This window comes from Plantactinospora sp. WMMB782 (assembly GCF_049179135.1).
Taxonomy (GTDB): domain Bacteria; phylum Actinomycetota; class Actinomycetes; order Mycobacteriales; family Micromonosporaceae; genus Plantactinospora.
In genome coordinates, this window is sequence record NZ_JBMHMC010000007.1 from 6,761,990 (window position 1) to 6,782,308 (window position 20,319).

The 20,319-nt window shown below is 72.1% G+C and carries 22 protein-coding genes; 11 read left to right on the forward strand and 11 right to left on the reverse strand.

All coding sequences use genetic code 11. From position 1 onward, the window contains the following. Positions 1-47: 47 nt before the first annotated feature. The 6 genes from ACN28A_RS32270 to ACN28A_RS32295 form a co-directional block, all read right to left on the reverse strand. A complete protein-coding gene (locus ACN28A_RS32270) occupies positions 48-473 on the reverse strand; it encodes a DUF4247 domain-containing protein (protein ID WP_421401795.1) in 426 nt (141 codons plus the stop codon). Continuing rightward, complete coding sequence (locus tag ACN28A_RS32275) at positions 470-1,006, reverse strand: DUF2617 family protein (RefSeq protein WP_421401798.1); 537 nt, start codon at positions 1,004-1,006, stop codon at positions 470-472. The genes ACN28A_RS32270 and ACN28A_RS32275 overlap by 4 nt, the downstream gene beginning before the upstream one ends. A 3-nt stretch (positions 1,007-1,009) precedes the next feature. Next, the gene (locus ACN28A_RS32280) at positions 1,010-1,675 is read right to left on the reverse strand and encodes a DUF4178 domain-containing protein (protein WP_421401800.1); all 666 of its coding nucleotides are present in this window, start codon (positions 1,673-1,675) and stop codon (positions 1,010-1,012) included. A 310-nt stretch (positions 1,676-1,985) separates the two neighbouring features. After that, positions 1,986-2,486 (reverse strand): ATPase, encoded by a 501-nt coding sequence (locus ACN28A_RS32285; RefSeq protein ID WP_421401803.1) that lies wholly within the window; start codon positions 2,484-2,486, stop codon positions 1,986-1,988. A 171-nt stretch (positions 2,487-2,657) separates the two neighbouring features. Beyond that, entirely contained in the window at positions 2,658-3,116 is a 459-nt protein-coding gene (locus ACN28A_RS32290) for a response regulator (protein ID WP_421401806.1), read from the reverse strand. A 121-nt stretch (positions 3,117-3,237) separates the two neighbouring features. Continuing rightward, positions 3,238-3,576, reverse strand: coding sequence for an STAS domain-containing protein (locus tag ACN28A_RS32295; protein ID WP_421401809.1), 339 nt, complete (start codon positions 3,574-3,576; stop codon positions 3,238-3,240). 257 nt (positions 3,577-3,833) lie between these two features. Between ACN28A_RS32295 and ACN28A_RS32300 the strand changes: the two genes are divergently transcribed. Continuing rightward, positions 3,834-4,682 (forward strand): aldo/keto reductase, encoded by an 849-nt coding sequence (locus tag ACN28A_RS32300; RefSeq protein ID WP_421401810.1) that lies wholly within the window; start codon positions 3,834-3,836, stop codon positions 4,680-4,682. Positions 4,683-4,712: 30 nt separating this feature from the next. Here ACN28A_RS32300 and ACN28A_RS32305 read toward each other — a convergent pair whose 3' ends face one another. Next, positions 4,713-5,024 (reverse strand): hypothetical protein, encoded by a 312-nt coding sequence (locus ACN28A_RS32305; RefSeq protein WP_421404757.1) that lies wholly within the window; start codon positions 5,022-5,024, stop codon positions 4,713-4,715. Between the two features lie 155 nt (positions 5,025-5,179). Here ACN28A_RS32305 and ACN28A_RS32310 point away from each other — a divergent pair, with 155 nt between their 5' ends. After that, positions 5,180-5,377, forward strand: a complete 198-nt coding sequence (locus ACN28A_RS32310; RefSeq protein WP_421401811.1) for a hypothetical protein — start codon at positions 5,180-5,182, stop codon at positions 5,375-5,377. After that, positions 5,374-6,393 carry a DUF2267 domain-containing protein gene (locus ACN28A_RS32315; RefSeq protein WP_421401813.1) on the forward strand — a complete coding sequence of 340 codons (1,020 nt, stop codon included), beginning with the start codon at positions 5,374-5,376 and terminating at the stop codon, positions 6,391-6,393. Before ACN28A_RS32310 ends, ACN28A_RS32315 begins: the two co-directional genes overlap by 4 nt. Before the next feature lie 117 nt (positions 6,394-6,510). On the opposite strand, the gene ACN28A_RS32320 is transcribed toward ACN28A_RS32315, so the two are convergent. Beyond that, positions 6,511-7,809 carry an NAD(P)/FAD-dependent oxidoreductase gene (locus tag ACN28A_RS32320; RefSeq protein ID WP_421401816.1) on the reverse strand — a complete coding sequence of 433 codons (1,299 nt, stop codon included), beginning with the start codon at positions 7,807-7,809 and terminating at the stop codon, positions 6,511-6,513. A 136-nt stretch (positions 7,810-7,945) separates the two neighbouring features. Here ACN28A_RS32320 and ACN28A_RS32325 point away from each other — a divergent pair, with 136 nt between their 5' ends. The 4 genes from ACN28A_RS32325 (at position 7,946) to ACN28A_RS32340 (ending at position 11,920) form a co-directional block, all read left to right on the forward strand. After that, complete coding sequence (locus ACN28A_RS32325; protein WP_421401817.1) at positions 7,946-9,397, forward strand: M20/M25/M40 family metallo-hydrolase; 1,452 nt, start codon at positions 7,946-7,948, stop codon at positions 9,395-9,397. A 197-nt stretch (positions 9,398-9,594) separates the two neighbouring features. Continuing rightward, positions 9,595-10,368, forward strand: coding sequence for a glyoxalase superfamily protein (locus ACN28A_RS32330; protein WP_421401820.1), 774 nt, complete (start codon positions 9,595-9,597; stop codon positions 10,366-10,368). Positions 10,369-10,741: 373 nt separating this feature from the next. Beyond that, the gene (locus tag ACN28A_RS32335; RefSeq protein ID WP_421401822.1) at positions 10,742-11,131 is read left to right on the forward strand and encodes a hypothetical protein; all 390 of its coding nucleotides are present in this window, start codon (positions 10,742-10,744) and stop codon (positions 11,129-11,131) included. Between the two features lie 387 nt (positions 11,132-11,518). Further along, positions 11,519-11,920 carry a hypothetical protein gene (locus tag ACN28A_RS32340; protein ID WP_421401824.1) on the forward strand — a complete coding sequence of 134 codons (402 nt, stop codon included), beginning with the start codon at positions 11,519-11,521 and terminating at the stop codon, positions 11,918-11,920. Positions 11,921-12,012: 92 nt separating this feature from the next. On the opposite strand, the gene ACN28A_RS32345 is transcribed toward ACN28A_RS32340, so the two are convergent. Then, a complete protein-coding gene (locus ACN28A_RS32345; RefSeq protein WP_421401826.1) occupies positions 12,013-12,726 on the reverse strand; it encodes a VOC family protein in 714 nt (237 codons plus the stop codon). Positions 12,727-12,891: 165 nt separating this feature from the next. Beyond that, a complete protein-coding gene (locus ACN28A_RS32350) occupies positions 12,892-13,383 on the reverse strand; it encodes an SRPBCC family protein (protein WP_421401827.1) in 492 nt (163 codons plus the stop codon). Positions 13,384-13,810: 427 nt separating this feature from the next. Here ACN28A_RS32350 and ACN28A_RS32355 point away from each other — a divergent pair, with 427 nt between their 5' ends. The 4 genes from ACN28A_RS32355 (at position 13,811) to ACN28A_RS32370 (ending at position 17,751) form a co-directional block, all read left to right on the forward strand. Further along, positions 13,811-13,939 (forward strand): hypothetical protein, encoded by a 129-nt coding sequence (locus ACN28A_RS32355; protein WP_421401830.1) that lies wholly within the window; start codon positions 13,811-13,813, stop codon positions 13,937-13,939. A gap of 65 nt (positions 13,940-14,004) precedes the next feature. Then, positions 14,005-15,171 (forward strand): low temperature requirement protein A, encoded by a 1,167-nt coding sequence (locus tag ACN28A_RS32360; protein WP_421401833.1) that lies wholly within the window; start codon positions 14,005-14,007, stop codon positions 15,169-15,171. A gap of 21 nt (positions 15,172-15,192) precedes the next feature. Then, positions 15,193-16,359, forward strand: a complete 1,167-nt coding sequence (locus ACN28A_RS32365; RefSeq protein ID WP_421401835.1) for a low temperature requirement protein A — start codon at positions 15,193-15,195, stop codon at positions 16,357-16,359. Between the two features lie 288 nt (positions 16,360-16,647). Beyond that, complete coding sequence (locus ACN28A_RS32370) at positions 16,648-17,751, forward strand: hypothetical protein (RefSeq protein WP_421401837.1); 1,104 nt, start codon at positions 16,648-16,650, stop codon at positions 17,749-17,751. A 31-nt stretch (positions 17,752-17,782) separates the two neighbouring features. Here ACN28A_RS32370 and ACN28A_RS32375 read toward each other — a convergent pair whose 3' ends face one another. After that, positions 17,783-20,242, reverse strand: coding sequence for a DUF4132 domain-containing protein (locus tag ACN28A_RS32375; protein ID WP_421401839.1), 2,460 nt, complete (start codon positions 20,240-20,242; stop codon positions 17,783-17,785). Positions 20,243-20,319 lie beyond the last annotated feature (77 nt).

Consider the following 20,319-nt stretch of genomic DNA (forward strand, 5'->3'; position numbering starts at 1 on the left):
CACATCAGGCTCCGGAGGGATGAGGAGAAGGGGGTGTGATGGAGCGGTTACTTGCCGGCGCCTGGACCGCCGCCACGGACCGAACTGCCGCGCCCCCAGCCCCAGGCGTTGCCGACCGTGCTCGAATAGCGGGGATATGCGGTGACCAGGCGTTCCAGCAGGATCAGCGAGCCGCCGGCCAGCGGCAGGATCACCACCGAGTCCTCGTCGTAGCGCAGGTAGACGCCGCTGGCGTCGACGTACTCGTCGGCCGGGCGCCAGGCCTCGGTGATCTCCTCGGCCACCACGCTCGGCGCGGAGTCCGACCGGTACGCCCTCGCGTCCGAGCCGATGTCCTGGGCCGCCGCCCGCCGGTACCGGTCCTGCACGTACCCGCGCGGCGAGAAGTTGCCGTGGAAGACGGCGAAGCCGGCGAGCAACACGCCGACCAGGGCGAACGCGCCACCGACCAGGAACCAACCGCGGTACCTCATACCGCCGCCACCACCGTCTCCGTCTCGACCACTTCACCACTGCCCGGATACGCGTGCCAGGTGCGCCAGCCGATCCGACCGGCCCCGGCAGCGTCCCGCCCACCGGGGCGGCCCACCCGCAGCGCGGTGATCGCGTCCGGGCCGCCGGGAAAGACCCCGACCAGGGCGTACGGGTCGCCGGCCAGGTCCCGCCGCAGCCGGGCCGCACACTCCGACAACCGGGCCGGGCCCAGTTGCCGGACCCGGGCGGTGAACCGGTAGCCGGTGGCCGGGTCGGCCAGGGACGCCGGGAGTTCCGGGCGCCGGCCGGGCAGGCAGGCCACCGTCTCGATCAGCCCGCCGTCCGGACCGTCAAGCACCACCTGGTGCGAGGCGCCGAGCAGCCGGAGCTGGAGTCGCGTGCCGGGGCGGCCGAGCCGGGTCAACCGGCCGAGGTCGAGCAGGTGCAGCGCGGGCTGTTCCGGGGTGTCGAGCGCCAGGCTCAGCTCGGCGGCGGTGGTGTCCTCGTACGCGGTGTCCAGGTTGACGAGCATCGTTCAGCCGACCCGTCCCGTCGGAGTGTCGGCGGCGTCCGTCTGCTGTGGATAGATCCGCACCTCGGTCCGGTGCAGCCGGTCACCCGTGCCGACCTCCCAGCGCCCGCTGTCGCCGTACGCCTCGAAGGAGAGCGGGCTGCCGTCGGCGGCGGCATAGTCGTGGTAGCGGACCGTGCCGGTCGGGTCCAGGCCGGTGCTGCCGAGCGAGGTGAAGTCGGCCCGCCCCGACTCCTTGCTCCGGTAGCGCCGGCCGCCGATCTCCAGCTCGGCCGGCCCCGGGTCGACGCCGACCTCCGGCAGCGTGGTCCAGAGCACCATCTCCAGGTCGGGGTCCTCCTCGACGGAGAGCCAGAGTTTGCCGCCCCGGGCGTCGTCGAGCAGGTGCTCCGTCCAGCTCCAGCCGCCCTCGCGCAGCCGCAGGGTGCCGCGTACGCCGTAGGAGGTGTGCCGGATCTCCACCAGGTCGCCGGGCTTGAGGGTGCGCGGGTCGCCGCGCAGCGCGTCGGCGTCGTCGTCCACGGTCCGGAAGGGATCGCCCACCGGCGCGCCGGACGGCCCGCCGGTGCGCTTCCGGGCGGCGCGCAGCGCCACCACCGCCACCAGCACCCCCGCCGCCGCGATCAGCAGACCCACTGCCGCCACCAGGTACGCCGTCGCCCCGTTCAAGCCCCGTGCTCCTTCCGATCCCGCTGGGCGCCGACGGTAACAAGGTCGCGCACGCCACCGACAGGGCGTGATCGAAAATGGGGCCGATGGGCGGGTCGATCACCGCCGGAACGTCCTGCCGGCTCCGGGTCCTCCTGGTCGGAGGAGCAGGCCGGCCAGGGCGGGCCGGGCGGATGCTCCGGAGGAGCAGGCCGGCCAGCCCGGGCCGGGGCGGGTGCTCCAGAGGACGAGCCGCAGGCCGGCCAGGGCGGGCCGGAGCGGGTGCTCCGGGTGGTCGGCCCGCCGGGTCGCCCCGTCCAACGCCGAGGACTCAGGAGGCCGGGGCCGGTAGCGCCTCGTCCGGCGTGGCCGACCGGTGCGCGCCCGGCCGCTGGTCGCCGGGGCCGGTCACGCCGCGCATGATCTCGTCCGCCCGTTCGGCGCGGATCCGCCGCGCGTGCAGCGCCCGCTCGAAATCCCGCCGGGCCTGCACCGCCTCGGCGTAGACCTGGTCCCGCACCTGCCTGGCCTCCGCGCGGGCTGCCTCGAGGTCGGCCCGCGCCCGGGCCAGGATCTGGGCCGCCTCCCGCTCGGCGGTCAGCACGACCTGCCGGGCGACCGGCTCCGACGGCGGCCCGTCGTCTGGGACCGGCCGCGCGCCCAGCGACGCGCCCAGCCGGGTCAGTTCGGCCCGCAGCCGGGCCAGTTCGGGATCCGTCCGTGCGGCGGCGTCCGTCCGCGCCGCCAGCCGGGCCAGCCGCGCACCCAGATTCTCCAGGCAGCGGTCGACCTGGCCCTGGTCGTAACCGATTTCGACGACGGAGAACTCCATGCTTCGCCCCCAGGAAGCCGATGTCACCTACACCTGGAATCCTGGTCAACCGGTGCCGCTCACCGGGGCGGATCGGAAAAACTGTTCAGCATGCGGTCGAGCCGGCCGGGGACTCGGGTCGAGTCAGGGTGCGGTCGAGGCCGGCGGGTCGCGGTCGGACCGGCTCGACGATCAGCCGGCCGACGCGGGCGGCTTCGGCAGCACCACCACCTGGCCGAAGAACTCGTCGATCCGCCGGATCACGTCGTTGAAGTCGTCCAGGTCGATCGGCTTGGTCACGTACGCGTTGGCCCGCAGGTTGTAACTGCCGAGGATGTCCGTGTCGGCGTTCGAGGTGGTGAGTACGACGATCGGGATCGTGCGCAGGCTGTCGTCGCTCTTGACCTTGTCGAGCACCTGCCGACCGTCCATCCGGGGCATGTTCAGGTCCAGCAGGATCATGTCCGGCCGGTTCGCCTCCCGGTGCCGCCCCTCGCGGAACAGGAACTCCATCGCCTCTTCCCCGTCACCGACGACGTCGATCGACTTGGGGACCTCCGAGTCGGCCAGCGCCTCCTCGATCATCAGTACGTCGCCCGGGTCGTCGTCCACGACCAGGATGCGTACGGGGCTCGGGTCGGCTGCGTGCACGGCGTACCTACCTCTGGTAGTCGGGATGGTGCGGCGGCCACCCGCGTCACCAGCCCTGTGATGTGGTCTCCGGCGAGCCGTCGACCGTCGACGCGGCGTGCGAACTCTAGCCGATCAACGGTCACGCCAGGGCCGCCGGGTCATGCCCTTCCCGGTCATAGCGGAGCAAGTCGTCCAGGCCGCTGATCTGCAACACCCGCTCGACCCGCCCGGTCGCTCCCGTCAACCGGAGCCAGCCGCCGCGCGAGCCCGCCCGGTCGTCGCCGCGGACGAAGGCGGCCAGGCCGCTGGAGTCGCAGAAGGTCAGCTCGGCCAGGTCGACGAGCAGGCGCCGGTGCCCGTCGTCGACCAGTTGGTCGATCTCCGCGCTCAGCTTCGGCGCGGTGGTGATGTCGAGTTCACCGCCGAGGTGGAGGCGCACCAGTTTCGGGTGCACGACATGCCTGACGGAGAAGAGCACACCCGCCTCCGTCCGGTCAGCCGTCGCCAATACTTGCAGTCAGGCAAGTATACGCATCAGCTAGATCGACATCGAGGCCGGCCAGCCTCACCGTGCCGCCGGGCCGGCGTACCGACACCGGGTCCGTGCGGCCCGAGGTTACCGGTGCGACGACCGTGCCGCCGCCCCGACCGGCGGGTCGGTTTGCCGGACATGGCGCAGGGAAGGCGCGCAGCACCGGACAGCCGGCAACGGACCTGGTCAGGAAGGAGAAACCGATGTCCCAGCGGACCGTCCCCACGGTCACCCTCCCGTCCGGCGAGGCGATCCCGGCGCTCGGTCAGGGCACCTGGGGGATGGCGGAGGACCCGGCGCGCCGGGACGACGAGATCGCCGCACTCCGCGCCGGGGTGGACGCCGGCCTCACCCTGATCGACACCGCCGAGGTGTACGCCGACGGCGGCGCCGAGAACCTGGTCCGGGAGGCACTCGGCGACCGGCGCGAGGAGGTCTTCCTGGTCACCAAGGTCTCCTCCGCACACGCGACCGTCACCGGCACCGCCGACGCCTGCGCCCGCAGCCTGGAGCGGCTCGGCACCGACCGGATCGACCTGTACCTGCTGCACCAGCGCGGCGACGCACCGCTGCCGGAAACGGTCGAGGCGTTCACCAGCCTGATCACCCAGGGACTCATCCGGCACTGGGGGGTGAGCAACTTCGACGTACCGGAGGTGGTCGAACTGGCCGCCATCCCGGGCGGCACCGCGGTGGAGACCGACCAGATCCCCTACAACCTCACCCGCCGCGGCATCGAGTGGGACCTGCTGCCCCGCTGCCGCGCCGCCGGCCTGCCGGTGATGGCGTACTCGCCGCTGGAGCGGGGTCGGATGCTCGGACACCCGGCGCTGGCCGGGGTCGCCGGGCGGCACGGTGCCACCCCGGGGCAGGTGGCACTCGCCTGGCTGCTGCGCCAGGCCGGGGTCTGCACGGTGACCAGGGCGAGTACCCCTGCGCACGTCCGGGAGAACCGGGCGGCCGTCGACCTGGTCCTCACCGAGGAGGACCTGGCCGAACTCGACAAGGCGTTCCCGGCACCCGACGGCCCGCGACCGCTCGAACTACTCTGAACGCCGTCCGTGGTCGCAGGTCGACAGTCTTCAGACGGCCTTCATGCGGGCCGGCTGGCGGGCCGGGGCGACGCCCAGCTCGTCGGGGCGGGCGGCGTCCTCCGGGGCACCGTTCTCCGGCGGCTGGAACAGGTAGCGGACGAACTCACCACCGGTCTCGTTCTGTTCCGAACCGGGCCACTGGCCGACGGCGTCCACCCCGATGACCTCCCGGCCACCCTCGTCGGTCTCCTCCAGCAGCGCCCAGAGTGACACCGGGTAGCAGCGGGTGGTGTCCGGGGCGAGCCGCCAGCGGGCGTACCAGCCGGGTCGGGCGGGGACGATCTCGACTATCCGCTTCATGTGCCCCTCCTCCGGCGGTACGGTCGCGGCCACGGCCGGCCCGTACCCGACGTTTCCGGCCGATCCGATCGTCGGCGCCGGCGGGGTGAGCAGTCCTCACCCGGCCGGGATGAGCCGGCCGGACACCCCGGGCCGCCGGAGCGGGCGTTTCGTCGATGGCGGCTCGGGAAGGCGGTTCATCGCGCCGCAGGCGTACCGGCAACCGGCGCGACGCGGCGGCCGGCGCCGGTGCGGCCCGGTGGTGGCGACACGCGAAGCGAGCCGAGGTGGGCCCGTGGCCGGTCGGCCGGTACGACAGGTCGGCCGGTACGACCCGGGCCCACGACGACGAGCGCAGCGAGGAGACGGCATGAGCGGGAAGCAGATGGAAGGCGACAACCAGCGGCGCCGGACCCTGGCCCGGCAGGCCCGTCAACGAGGCCGGCGGCCGAGCGAGGTCGGCGCCACCTTCGGTGCGGACAAGCAGCTCACCAGCCTCGACCGGGGTCGCCGGGACGGACCGGCCCAGGCCGGGAACCGCAAGCCGAACGCCGAGCGCGGCGGCCCGGCCACCCCACCGCCGGTACCCGCCGAGCGGCCCGTGCCCAGCCCCGACGAGCTGGTCGGCACCACCGTTGCCGACGCTCCCGTGATCGGTTACCGGGATCTCGTCTCGGACATCGGGCGGCGGGCCGGGGTCGACTTCGAACAGGCCCGAGCCGCCGCCGGAGCCACCGTCGCCGCGCTGGCCCGGGCGCTGGAGACCGCCGACCGGCAGCGGCTGCTGGACGCCGTACCGAACCAGTTGCACGACGACGGCGCGCTTGCGACCGGCAACCGGCACCGCGACCTCGCCGGATTCCTCGACGAGGTGGCCCGGTTGACCCACCGCAGCCCGGAACAGGCCCGGTACCAGGCGCAGGCGACTCTGAGCGCGCTCGCCGCCCGGGACGGCGGGTTGGTCGACTCGTTGAACCTCCCGCCGGAGTTGCGCGACCTGCTCGGGCCGCCAGCGGCCGGCGGCGGACTTGTCGACGCGACCGGCGGCACCGCCGCGCTCACCGACGACGAACTCGCCGACGCGCTGGCGAGCCTCCCCTACTGGTCCGGGGACGGTCGGAAGCTGACCCGCAGCATCGAGCTGCCGCCGGAGAACCTGGACCGGGTGTTGGGCCGGCTGGCCCGGCTGCGCCCGGAGACCGGCCGGGGCCCGACGGTCGGCCGCGAGTCGCCGGGAACTGTGGTGCTCACCGTCCGGACCCGTTCACTGGACGCGGTGACCGCGCTGGACGTGGCGCTCGCGCACCAGATCGACGACGCGATCGACGAGGTCAGCGCGGGAATGGCGGCGCCGCCGGAGCGGCGCAGCGGGCCGCGGTTCGGCCCGTGACGCGGCCGCCGACCCGCGACTGATGATGCCAGACCGACGGCCGGCTCACCGCCGGGACGCGACCTGACCGGGGCAGCTCACCGCTTGCGGGCAGCCCCGCCGCCGGTGCGGTGGGAGCTACCGGTGGACCGGTAGCTCCGGGGAGGCGCTCTCCAGCGGTACGGCGTGCGCCGGCACCAGGCCGAGCTGGATGGCCTGCCGGGTGAACGCCGCGTCGATCAGCCAGTCGGCGCTGACCCGGGCCCGGTTCCCCGGCATCGCGAGCAGGTGGTAGCCCCGGGTCACCGCCTTGGCGGGCAACCCGGACAGCGGCACCCGCACCGGGTTCGCGGCCGCATCGGTGCCGCCGAGATCCACGACGAACCCGAGGTCGTGGTGCCGGTACGGTCGCCGCCTGCCCTGACCGTAGGACGCGGCGACGTTGTGTGCGGCCAGTTTCCCCTGCCGTTGGGCGTGCTGGGCGGTCATCGCCGTCGCCTCCCCGGGCCGGGTCAGGTCGGGTACGGCGGCCGCGTCGCCGCAGGCGTACACGTCGGGGAAGCCGGGCACGTTGAGGAACTCGTCGACCACCAGCCGCCCCTTCTCGGTCGGCAGTCCCAGGTCGGCCACGAGCGGGTCGGGGCGTACGCCGACGCACCAGATCAGCGAGCGGGTCGGCACGTACTCGCCGTCGCTGAGCTTCACCCCGTCGGCCGTCGCCTCCTTGACCGTGGTGCCCATCCGCACGTCCACGCCCCGGGCGTCGAGCACCCGACGTGCCGTCGCCGACATCCGCTGGTCGAGTTCCGGCAGTACCCGTTCGGCGAGGTCGAGCAGCAGCCAGCGCGGCCGTACGCCGAGCCGGGGGTGCTGGGCGGCGAGCGCGTCGGTGAAGAGCTGGCCGTGCGCCGCCACCTCGGTACCGGTGTAGCCGGCGCCGACCACCACGAAGGTGGTCCGGGCGTCCCGCTCGGCCGGGTCGTCGGTCGCCTCCGCCAGCTCGATCTGGCAGACCACGTGGTCGTGCAGGTAGAGCGCCTCCGGCAGGCCCCGGAACCCGTGCGCGTGCTCGGTGACGCCGGGGATCGGCAGCAGCTTGTTGACGCTGCCCACCGAGATGATCAACCGGTCGTAGTCGAGCTGTCCGGGTGCGCCCTCGGCGCCGGTGTAGTCGACCCGCTTGGCGGGCAGGTCGATGTGGTTCGCCTCGCCGATCACCACCCGGACCCCGTCCAGGGTGCCGGCGAGCGAGACCGAGACCCGACTCGGCTCCAGGATCCCGGCCGCCACCTCCGGCAGCAACGGCAGGTAGAGGAAGAAGTCGGTCGGGTTCAGCAGCACGATCTCGGCCCGACCGTTGGCGATCCGGGACAGGCTCTTCGCCGCGTGGTAGCCGGCGAACCCGGCCCCGACGATCACAACGCGCGGTTTCGTCATGACCAGGCCCCTTCCCGGACTTCGGCCGGGCAAACCCATCGGGAGGCGTACCGGCCGGGGCGGCTCGGGCAGATCGGACGACAAAGGCGATCATGGCCGTTGACAGTCACCGCTCACATTGATGACGATGCCTGGCATGACACCCCAGGACTTCCGAGGCGACGGACCCACGAGGCCCAGCCGCCGTACGTTCCTGTCCGCCGCCACCGCCGGAGCCGCCGCCACGGTCGCCGCCCCGCTGGCCGGCACCTCGTCCGCCGCCGCCTCCGGCGGCGGAGGTGCGTCGGGGCCCGGTCGGCCGATCCGGCCCCAGTCCCCCGACCGCGAACTGCGGGAACTGCTCCGCGAGATCGACGAGCGCCGGATCGAGGCGACCGTCCGCCGGCTCGCCGCGTTCGGCACCCGGCACACCCTCTCCAGCCAGGACGACCCGGTCCGCGGGATCGGCGCCGCCCGGGACTGGATCCACGAGCAGCTGCGGGGTTACGCCGACCGGTCCGGCGGGCGGATGACCGTGGAACTCCAGTCGTACGTCCAGGAGCCGGCCTCCCGGATTCCGGTGCCGACCCGGATCACCAACGTGGTGGCGACGCTGCGCGGCGAGACCTCGCCGGACCGGATCTACGTGGTCACCGGCCACTACGACTCGCGGTGCACGGACGTCATGGACGCGACGAGCGACGCACCGGGCGCCGACGACGACGCCTCCGGCGTGGCGGTGGCGATGGAACTGGCCCGGGTGATGGCGACCCGGCGCAGCGAGGCGACGATCGTCTTCGCCGCGGTCGCCGGGGAGGAGCAGGGCCTCTACGGCTCGGGATACCTGGCCCGGCAGTTCAAGGCGGCCGGCGCCGACGTACAGGGCATGTTCAGCGACGACATCGTCGGCAGCTCGACGGCGGACGACGGCACCCGGGACCGGCGTACGCTGCGGCTCTTCGCCGAGGGCGTACCGACGGCCGAGACGCCGGCCGAGGCGAACACCAGGCGTTCCGTCGGCGGCGAGAACGACTCGCCGAGCCGGCAGCTCGCCCGGTACGTCTCCGACGTGGCCGACAACGACAGCACCGGGATGCGGATCCGGGTGATCTACCGGCGGGACCGCTACCTGCGCGGCAGCGACCACATCTCCTTCCTGGAGCAGGGCTACCCGGCCGGCCGGTTCACCGAGCCGAACGAGGACTTCGCGCACCAGCACCAGGATGTCCGGGTCGTCGACGGCAAGCAGTACGGAGACCTGCCGGAGTTCTGCGACTTCGAGTACATCACCCGGGTGGCGAAGGTGAACGCGGCGGCGCTCTGGTCCCTGGCCCAGGCGCCCGGTACGCCGAAGGGCGTCACGATCGTCACCACCAACCTGACGAACGACACGGAACTGCGCTGGACCCGGGGCACCGAACCTGACCTCGCCGGTTACGAGATCGTGTGGCGGGAGACCACCGCCCCGGAGTGGACCCACGTGATCCCGGTCGGCGACGTCGGTACGGCCACCGTCGACCTGTCGAAGGACAACGTCTTCTTCGGCGTACGCGCGGTCGACACCGCCGGGCACCGCAGCCCGGTGGCGTTCCCCCGCCCCGGCAGCTGAGCGGAAACGGCGGCGGGTCGGCGGACGGCGGGTCGGGCGGCTAGGCTGTCACCGGCTGCGGTGCGGCCGGCCGCTTGCGCCCGTCGGGGTTTGGTGAACGCATCGCTCGATCCGTGACTGTCGCATCGAAGACTCCCCTTCGGCGGCCAGGTCGGTAACGCAAGCGCTGGCACGACGGCCGCCGGTCTGGAGTTTCGATGAGCACGTCGACCCCCGATCCGGCCGCTCAGGCAGCGCCGGCCGCTCAGGCAGCGCCGGCCGCTCAGGCAGCGCCGGCCGCTCAGGCAGCGCCGGCTGTCGGACTGTCCGATTCGGCGACCGGTGCGTCGCCGACCCGTCCGATCGCCGGCACGCCGGAGCCGAAGACGATGGCACGGGCGCTGCGGGGTGAGTTGCGCGCCCGCTTCGACCTGACGGTGACACACAGCGAGTGTCTGGAGATCGTCGCCCGGCAGCACGGTGTCGACAACTGGAACATCCTCGCGGCCCGGCGCCCGACTGCCAGCGCGCCCGGTACCGGCGGCGAGCCGCGGGCCGCGTTTCCGTGGGGCGCCCGCAACGGCACCATTCCGGTACTGCGGATCTTCGCGGTCGACCCCGCGATCCAGTTCTATGTGGACTTCCTCGGCTTCACCGTCGACTTCGGCGGACCGAACGCCGGCCCCGGCACGCCGTACTACGGTCAGGTGTCCCGGCTCGGCACCACCCTGCACCTCGCCGAGACGGCGTACGACGCGGGGCAGGGCTGCACGGTGTTCTGCTGGATCGACGGCGTCGACGAACTGCGCGAGCGGTTGAACCGGCGGCGTACCGAGGTGCCGGTCTGGGGGCCGGCGGTCTGGACGCCCCAGGTCGAGCGGGCCCAGTGGGACGGCAGGGTGCTCACCATCGCCGATCCGTTCGGCAACCACCTGCGGTTCGGCGAACCCGCCGACCCGGCCGCGCGGGCCGGACTGCCCCGCTGGGCCTGACCGGCTGCGCCGGCATCACCGCGGTCAGAACGGTCGTGCACCTGTTGGCCACCGCCATCGAGACGGCCGGGTCGGCCCTCGGCGGGCGGCGTCGTCGACCGCCTGCCGAGGGTCGACCGCCTGCCGAGGGCCTGCTGCCCCGCCGCCTGCCGAGGGCCTGCTGCCCCGCCGCCCGCCGAGGACCTCGGGTGGTCCCGGCCGGGGCTAACAGCGCAGGTGCCGTGCGAAGAACCCGGCCGCGTCGCCGGGTTCGGGCCAGCTCCGGCCGGACCGGGTGAGCTGGCCGAACCCTGCGACTCGGCGTGATCTTCACTATGCTCTCGATCGACACGCGTCAGCTCGCGTGCCACCCGTCAGTGGAGGATGCCGATCAATGATCATGGCCTTGTTACTCGACCTCGCCAACATCGTCGGCGGCTTCCTGCTCGCCGTCGCCCTGCTGCGCCGGCTGCCCCGGGTCGGCGACGACCTCGGACGATTCGCCGCCCGGGTCGCGCCGTTCGGCTGGGTCGTCGGGATCGTCGCGCTGGTGGCGGGCGGTTACTACCTCATCGTCCACCTGGTCTCCGGGCCACGTGTGTTCCACTTCGAGGTGGTGGGGATCGGCGTCGGTCTCGCGCTGCTCTGGGACCGGCTGACCGGTCGGCCAGCGGCACGGACCGACGAGAGTACGACGACCGCCGGCGTGACCCTGCTGCTCGCGATCTTCGGCATCATCGCGATCGTCGTCGGCCTACAGGGCCTCTTCACCCCAGACAGCTGACCCCAGACAGCTGACCCCGACCCGCTCTCCCCACCTCACCGCACGCCCTACCCGGTCGCGGTCCGGTGACCTGGACATCCGAGGCGTTACCTGGGCGTGGTAGCGCCTCGGTTGTCCAGGTCGACGCTCTGGCCTGGCTGGACGCCTCCGGCCGCCGGTCGGCTGGCACGGCAGCGGGTATTCCTCGGACTGATATGCGGTATGTGCAATTCTCAGTGGTCCCGACCCTCCTTTTGGGAGAGAGTTCGTGTGTTGCGTCAGTTCCGGCCGCAATTGAGGACCGGCGATATGCCGGAGAATCGGCTCCTGCGTTCGGTGGATGCGACAGAAGTCTGGCGGCCAATGGTGATTGACCGTTGGTCACGGGTCCGCACGGGGAGGAAACAGATGACGTACGTACAACCCGGGATCGGTCGCGCACGGATCGGTGTCATCGCATTGGTCAGCCTGCTGGCGGCACTTGCGTCGGCGCTGGTGGCACCGACACCGGCATCCGCCGCGCCATCGTGCACGAGCCCCAGCCACAACGTCAACGGCGAGGGTTCGGGCATCCTGGTGGGCACCTACAACCTGAAGTCGGCGCCCTACTCGCACTGCAGCACCATCACCAGCGTTCCCCAGCGTGCCGAAATCTACTACCACTGCTGGTACCAGAACGCCTACGGCAACTGGTGGGTGTACGGCCGCATCGCCGGCACGTCCACCTCGGGTTGGATGTCCGGAGACAATCTCCAGGACACCTGGCTGGACGACGACGGCGACGGCGTCTACGAAGAAGGGTACTGCTGACCGATAGCCGGCAGTCCTCGCGGATGGGGTAACGGTTGGGGCCGGATCGACAGATCCGGCCCCAACCGTTCGCCCGAGCACACTCCGGGCAGTTACTCCGGGCGGGTGAGGCAGAACGGCTTGCCGGCCGGGTCGGTGTAGACCCGGAAGGTCCGGCCGCCGCCCGGCTGCCTCGTCGCGCCCAGGGCGAGCACGGCCGGCTCCGCGAGGTCGAAGTCCTCGACCAGCACGTCCAGGTGGAACTGCTGCGGGTATGCCGGATCCGGCCAGCGCGGCGCGGTGTAGTCGGCGACCTGCTGGAAGAGCACCGGCTGCCCGCCGTCGTTGCCGATCATCGCCATGCCGTCGGCCTCGTACGTCACCGGCTTGCCGAGCAGCTCGGCGTAGAAGGCACTCAGCACCTTGGCGTCCGGGCAGTCCAGCATCACCCCCATCAGGGTGGTGTTCGGGTCCTCGGCCCTGAGGCAGAGGTCGAACGGGTGCCCGGCCGGGTCGGCCACCGTGTACCAGGTCTCGTTCTTGTCCAGCAGCGTCCCACCGAGCGACAGCGCCCGGTCGAGCCCGGCGTCAAGGTCGGGCACCCGCAGGTCGAGATGGGCCTGCTGCGGTCGGGCCTGGCCGGGCCACCGCGGCGACCGGTGGTCCGGCGCCAGTTGCAGGCCGATCTGCCAGCCGTCGGGCGTGTCGAGTGTGATCCAGTCGTCGTCGACGTCCGACTCCGCCCATCCGGCCAGCTCTCGATAGAACGCGGAGAGACCCGCTATGTCGGGTGCGTCGAGCACCACCATCTCCAGCTTGCCGATCATTGTGCACTCCCTCGTCTGGTCGGCCCCGATCCTGCCCTCCGGGTACGACAGGAACCCGTCACCGGCACCCACCTGGGACCGGGCGTGCCACGCACGTGCCAGAGCCCGATCACACCGAGCGGCGGCCGATCGCCGTCGAGGATTCCCGCTGCTGACTTCGACGGGTCAGTCCCTCGCCTCGCGGACATCCTTCCCCTGTTCGGCGAACGCTTTGAAATCCTGCATGTGCTGTTGCGACTGCTTCTGGAAGGCGCTGGGCATCAGGAGCGCCACCAGCCGCATCAGCAGGCCGCTGAACCGGTATTCGCTCTCGCTCTCCCAGAGCGTCGTCTCTGGAGTGGCTTCGGTCAGCCGATCACGCACGACGCTCCACATGCCCGCGCCGACGGTCTCGCGGTCGAAGTGCACGACGACCTCACTGGGAATCCCGTGCAGGTCTGCCGGGTCCCGGCGGGTGATCGTCTCGGTGCACTCGATCTTCCGCTTTCCGGACTGCAACACGACCCGGGATCTGGTGCCGAGCTGTCCGTGTATCCCGTGCACGGGCTCGTGCAGCACCATGCCTCGCAGCCACTTCGGTAGGTGTGTCGGGTCGGCGAGCAGCTGGACCACTTTCTCCCGCGGCAGGTCGATTTCGATCGAGTTGGTGTACTTCACGGCGCTAATACCCTTCCAGGTGCGGGAAAGCAGGCTGCCGTACCGCTCCCTCGTTCAGCGCCGCGACCTCGACGGCGCGTGGCACCGGCGAGCGCTGGCGTCGAGGGCCGCCAAGGATGTCGGACGCGGGCACGAGCAGGGACCGTACCGGATATCACTTATATAAGCTAACGCTGACATCCTGGCCCAACCATCCCCCGACGGCGCATCGGGCGGAGGGATCCGGATACCTCGTCCTACCCCGCCGGCCGCCGGCAGCGAACATCGGCGGCGGGGTCACGGCCGGGAGCGGGACCGGCGGGAAACCGTCGCCCGGCTGGCCCGGGACGTCTTCGAGTGCGAGTCGCACTCGCTGGCCGAGCACGATCCGCTGAGCGGCAGGCCGCCGTTCGCCGACGGTTTCTGGAACGGCCCGCCCAAGCACCGGGTGACCTTCGACGGGACGCTCGCCGAGTGGTCGGTGGACGCGCTCGGCTGGCTGGCCGGGTTCCTCGCCGACCTCGGCGCCGGGCACGGGGTGCGCGGCCCGCTGCTGTTCACCGCCCGGCGGTCATAGCCAGGTGCCCGGGCAGCTGTGGCGAACGGAATTCAATCCGGCCAGGGTCTCGATATGGTGTGACGGTGCGGCCGCAGCAGCCGAACGACAGGGCAGTGACCTGGGAAGAACTCTTCTTCGACCTGGCGTTCGTCTTCGCGCTCACCCAGCTCGCCCACCTGCTGCACGAGGACCACGGCTGGGCAGGCGCCGGCAGGGTCCTGATCCTCTTCGTCACGATCTACTGGATCTGGGGCGGCACGGGTCTCTACACCGATCAGCAGAACGTCGCCGAACCGTCCGGTCGGATCGTCATCCTGACCCTCGGCTTCGCCAGCCTGCTGCTGGGCATCACCATCCCCGACGCGTACGGCGACCGTGGGCTGCTCTTCGTCTCCGTCGCCCTGAGCGCCCGGATCCTGCTCGGCAGCGTGACGTTGCGCAATGTTCCGGCCTGGCGGGGCTTCGTTCTCAGCCCGCACCGGGTGATCGTGGTGACCGCCCCGATGCTGTTGACGGGCGCCCTGGCCGAGGGTACGACCCGGATCGTGCTCTGGGCGATCGCCGCCGCGATCGACGTGTCGAGTTCCTGGCTGGCCCGGGACACGGTGGGGACCATCCGGGTCCAGGCCCGACACTACGTGCACCGGTACGGCCTGTTGATCATCATCGTGCTCGGCGAGTCCGTGATCCAGGTCGGTACGGTCTCCATCGACCATCCCCTGACGCCGATCCGGCTGCTCGCCCTGGCCGCCGCCTACACCCTGGCCGCCGCGCTCTGGTGGACGTACTTCGGCTACGGCGTGCACGACTTCCGTTGGGCCCTGGAACGGTCCGCAGACCAGGGGCAACTGCGCCGATCCGTCCTCGTCTACGGCCATCTGGTGTTCAGCCTGGCCATCATCGCGGTCGCGGACGGCCTCTCCGACGTGGTGGTGGAGCCGGTGGAAGCGCTCGACGACGGGGAGATGATTCGGCTCTTCGGCGGCTGCGGCCTCTTCCTGGGCACCTTCGCCTACACCCACTGGCGGATCCACCGGGAGATCGTCTGGCGGCGGCTCGGCGTCGCCGCCGCCTGCTTCGTCCTGCTGCCGCTGGCCACCCTGCTGCCGGCGCTGGCCGCGCTCGCGGTGCTGCTCCTGCTGGTGGGCGGACTCGCCGTGCTGGAGGAGCTGTTCCGGCGCCGCCACCCGGCCCGCCCCGAAGACGCCGAGTTCGAGCAGATGGACCCCGGTCCGGTCACCAACGAGTGACGATCTCGATAGGGTGTGACGGTGCGGCCGCAGCAGCCGAACGACAGGGCGGTGACCTGGGAAGAACTCTTCTTCGACCTGGCGTTCGTCTTCGCGCTCACCCGGCTCGCCCACCTGCTGCACGAGGACCACGGCTGGGCGGGCAGCGGCAAGGCCCTGATCCTCTTCGTCGTGGTCTACTGGATCTGGGGCGGCACCGGTTTCTACACGGACCGGCAGAGCGTCGGCACGGCGTCCGGTCGGATCGTCATCCTGACCCTCGGTTTCGCCGGCCTGCTGCTGGGCATCACCATCCCCGACGCGTACGGCGACCGTGGGCTGCTCTTCGTCTCCGTCGCCCTGAGCGCCCGGATCCTGCTCGGCATCGTCACGCTGCGCAACGTCCCCCTCTGGCGGGGCTTCCTCCTCACGCCGCACGGGATGATCGTGGTGACCGCCCCGCTGCTGCTGATGGGCGCCCTGACGGAGGGTACGACCCGGATCGTGCTCTGGGCGGTCGCCGTCGTCGTCGACGTGTCGAGTCCCCTGCTGGTGCGTGGCCCGGTGCGGACGATCCGGGTCCAGCCCCGACACTACGTGCACCGGTACGGCCTGTTGATCATCATCGTGCTCGGCGAGTCCGTGATCCAGGTCGGTACGGTCTCCATCGACCACCCGCTGACGCCCATCCGGCTCCTGGCGCTGGCCGCCGGGTACGCCCTGGCCGCCGCGCTCTGGTGGACGTACTTCGGCTACGGCGTGCACGAGTTCCGGCTGGCCCTGGAACGGGCCGGGAACCAGGCTCGGCTGCGGCGGTCCGTCCTGATCAACGGTCACCTGCTGTTCAGCCTGGCCATCATCGCGATCGCGGACGGCCTGGCCGACGTGGTGGAGGGACCGTTGGAAACGCTCAGCGGCGGGGAGATGACCAGACTGGTCGGCGGCTGTGCCCTCTTCCTCGGCACCTTCGCCTACACACACTGGCGGATGCGCCGGGAAATAGCCTGGCGGCGACTCGCCGTCGCCGCCGCCTGCTTCGTCCTGCTGCCGCCGGCCACCGTGCTGCCGGCGCTGGCCGCGCTCGCGGTGCTGCTCCTGTTGGTGGGCGGGCTCGCCGCGCTGGAGGAGCTGTTCCGGCACCGCCACCCGACCCGCCCCGAAGACGCCGAGTTCGAGCAGATGGACCCGGGACCGGTCACCAACGAGTGACGCGCCGGACCATCCCCGGGCCACGCGGAGGCTAGCGGGGCCACGCCGCTTCCCCCGTAGCGGAGTGGCCCCCGCCCACCCGGAGGGCGCCGATGTGGCAGATGCCGGCGGCAACCGGTACCTGTCAGCGCCCTCCCGCCACGTTCCGGAAACCGCTGCATATTCCGGCTACGCCCGCACATGGGCTTTGGCGCTGCCGCGCCGCTACTGCCGGGGAACCGACAGCGGAAGGGTGGCCGGGATCGCAGACTCCGAGGCACACATCGAACCATCCCGATTGGAGGTCAGATGCGACTCCGTCCCCGCATCCTCGCCACCGTCCTGGTCGCCGCCTTGGCGGCCACCGCCCTCGGCCCACCCGCGCCGGGCCAGGCCGCCGCCGCCGACCGGTTCGGTTTCGCGTACATGGACGACCCGAGCCTGCCGGCCGCCTGGACCGTGCTCGACCCGACCCGACAGTGGGGCAGCTGGAAGACCGCCTTCCCCGGCCTGTCCGCCGAAGGTATGCGGCAGGCCCCCGGCCGCTACCTGATCAAGTTTCCGCAGGTCGGCACCGGTTCACGCGGCAACGTGCACGTCACCCCGGTGAACCGGACCGGGCACTACTGCGAGATCGTCCGCTGGGGACAGTCGGGGGCGGACGAGATCGTCGACGTGCAGTGCCACAAGCCGGGTGGGGAACGCGACGACACCCGGTTCACGGTGCTCTGGACGTACAGCTCCGGGTTGGTGCCACCGGTCGAGGGCAGCCACGCCTGGCTCCAGTGGGGGCCGGCGGCGATCGTGCAGGCGTACAACTCGGTCGGTGGCGGGGTCAGCGTCGTACCGGCCGGGGTCGGGGTCTACCAGGTCCGGCTCGGCGGGGTCGGGGTGGCCGGCATGCTCGCCGGCAACCTCCAGGTCACGGCGGTGCAGCCGAACGCCGGACCCCGCCGCTGCAAAATCGTCCGCTGGGGGGCCAGCGGAGCGGACATCATCGCGTACGTCACCTGCTTCGACCAGGCGGGTGCCCAGGTGGACAGCGAGTTCACCCTGTCGTACCACCGTGAGCGGGCGGTCTACGGCTCGTTCGGGCCGCCGAAGTACACCGGGTACTTCTTCTCGGCCGCTGCCGGGCAGACCAACTGGAACCATCCGGCCGGCGGGTTCGGCTTCAACTCGGCCACCCCGCTCCTCCCGGCCGGACGCTATCTGGTCACGTATCCGTTCCTCACCGAGAAGGAGACGCACGCCCAGGTCACCGCCTACGGCTCCGGCTCGCACTACTGCCACCTGACCCAGCCGTGGAAGTTCAGCGCCGTACCGGCCGCCGAGGTCGACACGATCTGCTTCGACAACACCGGCAGCCCGGCAGCGCACGGGTACCTCTCCACCTTCACCTCACGGATCTAGCGCATCCGCCACCCGACGTGCGACGCCCGGATCAGCCCCGTCGGCGCAGCTGCGCCACGATCGACGGGTCGGTGATCCGGGCGTCGTCGGCGAGCAGGAACGCCTTGCTGAGGATCAGGCCGAGCCGATCCTCCTCGAAGGGCAGGAAGAGGTCGCCGGACGCCTTCCGCCGGGCCGGCAGGATGCAGAGGTAGGAGTCGTCCGGCTCCATCAGGATGTTCGCGCTGCCCAGATGGATCTTGTATGTCCGCAGTTCGCCCCGGACCACGAGATGGCGGTCGGCGAGCGTGCACCGGTCGGCGATCTTCGTCCGGGGCAGGACGCGGGCCAGCGCCTCCCGGCGTACCCGGGCGGTGGTGCCGAGTTCCCGGCTGCTCTCGGCCTGCCAGTAGTCGGCGTACCGCCGCCCGCCGTCGATCCAGTGCGGGTCGGCGGCGATCGAGGTGACCCCCACGAAGAGGTCCACGTCGCGCATCGCCTCGCTGAACAGCTCCACCGGCACCTCGCTCAGCGGTGCGGGTCGCCAGGCACCCTCGGCCATCCGCTCGAACCACACCCGCCCGGTACCGGCACACTCCACCCCCTGCTCCTCGCCCAGGTAGTCGTGGTGCAGCCCGACCCGCCACGCCCCGCCGGCCAACACCCGCCACGCCTGCGCACTGTCCCCGCCGTCCCACGGGCCGAGCATCCGGGCAGCGGTCCAGCCCCGCCCCTTCAACAGCGCGTAGAGCTGCCGGTACCGCACGACGTGCGCGGCGAACCGCAACGAGTGGTCGCCGGTCTCCTCCTCGGCGGGCGTCAGCAGGTACACCTCGCGGAACGCCTGCCGCAGCGGTTGCCGCAACCGCCGGTCGGTGACCAGGTCCCGCCAGGCCCGCACCTCGTCCACCCCGGCCCGGACCGGATGCCACAGCCGGATCGGCGCCGCCGGGTCCGGCGGCGGCAACGGCGCACCACCGACGTCCCGGAACAGCTCGGCGGACCGGTCCGACTCCCCCGGCCGCCAGCCGTCGTCCGGCAGCCCCGCCCGGAGGCGCCCGGACGCGTCCGGGAACTCCCAGATCAACCGCCGGGCCACCGACCAACCGAGCCCGTTGCCCGGCAGCCCCTCCCGCCACCGCTGGTACGGCTGCGCCGACGCCGCCGGAAAGCCCGCCTCAAGGGTCCGGGCCAGCGCCGTGAGCTGGTCCCTGGCCTGCCTGACCCGGGCACGCACCTCGGCCAGCGCGTCCGGATGGTCCCGCCGCACCACCGCCGGCACGGTCGCCGAGAGCGTCCCGTCGGCGCGGCGCCAGCGCAGCAGCACCTCCGCCGACACGGTCAGCACGGCCTGGTGGTCGCCGACCGGGACGACGCACTCGCCGTCGGCGTCGAAGCCGAGATCGGGCAGCCGGAGCACCGCGTCGGGCTGCTCGGCGAGCCCGCGCTCGACCCGGGCGAGTATCCGGTCGAGCTGTCTCGGCACGCCCCTGTGCCGGACCACCTTCCGGGCGCCGAGCAACGCGGCCAGCGCCTCCGGGGTGGGAAACTCGCCGGCAGCCCTGGCCAGCTCGAATAGCAGTGCCTGCGAGGGCAGGGTGTTGGCGCTGGTCGGCGCGACCGCCACGCCGTGCAGTAGCGGGCGCAGCAGCTCGGGCAGCCACGGCTCGTCGCGGAGCAGCGCGATCCGGGTCGCCCGCCCGAGCACCTCCACCTCGGCCCGGTCGAACGCCTTGTCCGCCGCGTACGGCAGCCCACCCGAGTGGATCGCGGCGATCCGGGCCTGCGCGGCCTCGATCGCCCGGCGGGCGAAGGAGAGGTATTCCGGGATGGCGGCGAGTCGCTGCCAGGCGTCGGGCAGCGGCGGCGGGGCGAGGTGGGACCGGTTCGAGGTGACCTCGGCGACCAGGAGTTGCGCGGTCACGCCGAGCTTGGCCAGCAGGTCGAACTCGTCCCGGGCGAACGAGTGCAGCGACCAGGCGAAGAGTCTGGACAGGATCGGTCGGGTCAGCCCGCCGGCCAGCCTGGCGAGCGCGGCGACCGCGTACGGCTGGTCGTCCCGGGCGGCGCCGACCGCAGCCCTGGCGATGACCCCGGCCGAGCGGACCGCCGAGGACGGCCAGGGGCCGTCACAGCGGAGCAGGGTGCCGGCGGCCAGCAGTGGATTGACGGCGTGCCCCTCGGCTCCGGCCCGGCCCGCATGTGCCGCCAGCAGCGCCGCGCACGACTCGGGGGTGAACCTCGGCTGCCGGTGCCGCAGCGCCTGCTCGACCTCCCAACACACCGCCCAGCCGGGATGCCGGACGCCCATCTCCCGGCGTGGCAGGCCGGACGCCACCGCCAGCAGCACCCCGAACTCCCGGTCGCCGACCCGGGACAGCTCCACCGGACGCGGCCCGGCCCCCGGCTCCACGGGCTCCGCCCGCTCCGGCTCGGTCATCAGGCGCAGCAGCCCTGCCGCGTACGGCGAGAGCGGCACCGAGAACATCGTCTCCGGCTGCACATCGGACATCGATCACCAGCCGCCGCTCGTGGTCGTCGCGTCGACGCCGTCCCGCACCGTCATGGCGCCGCAGTCTAGGCCCGCCC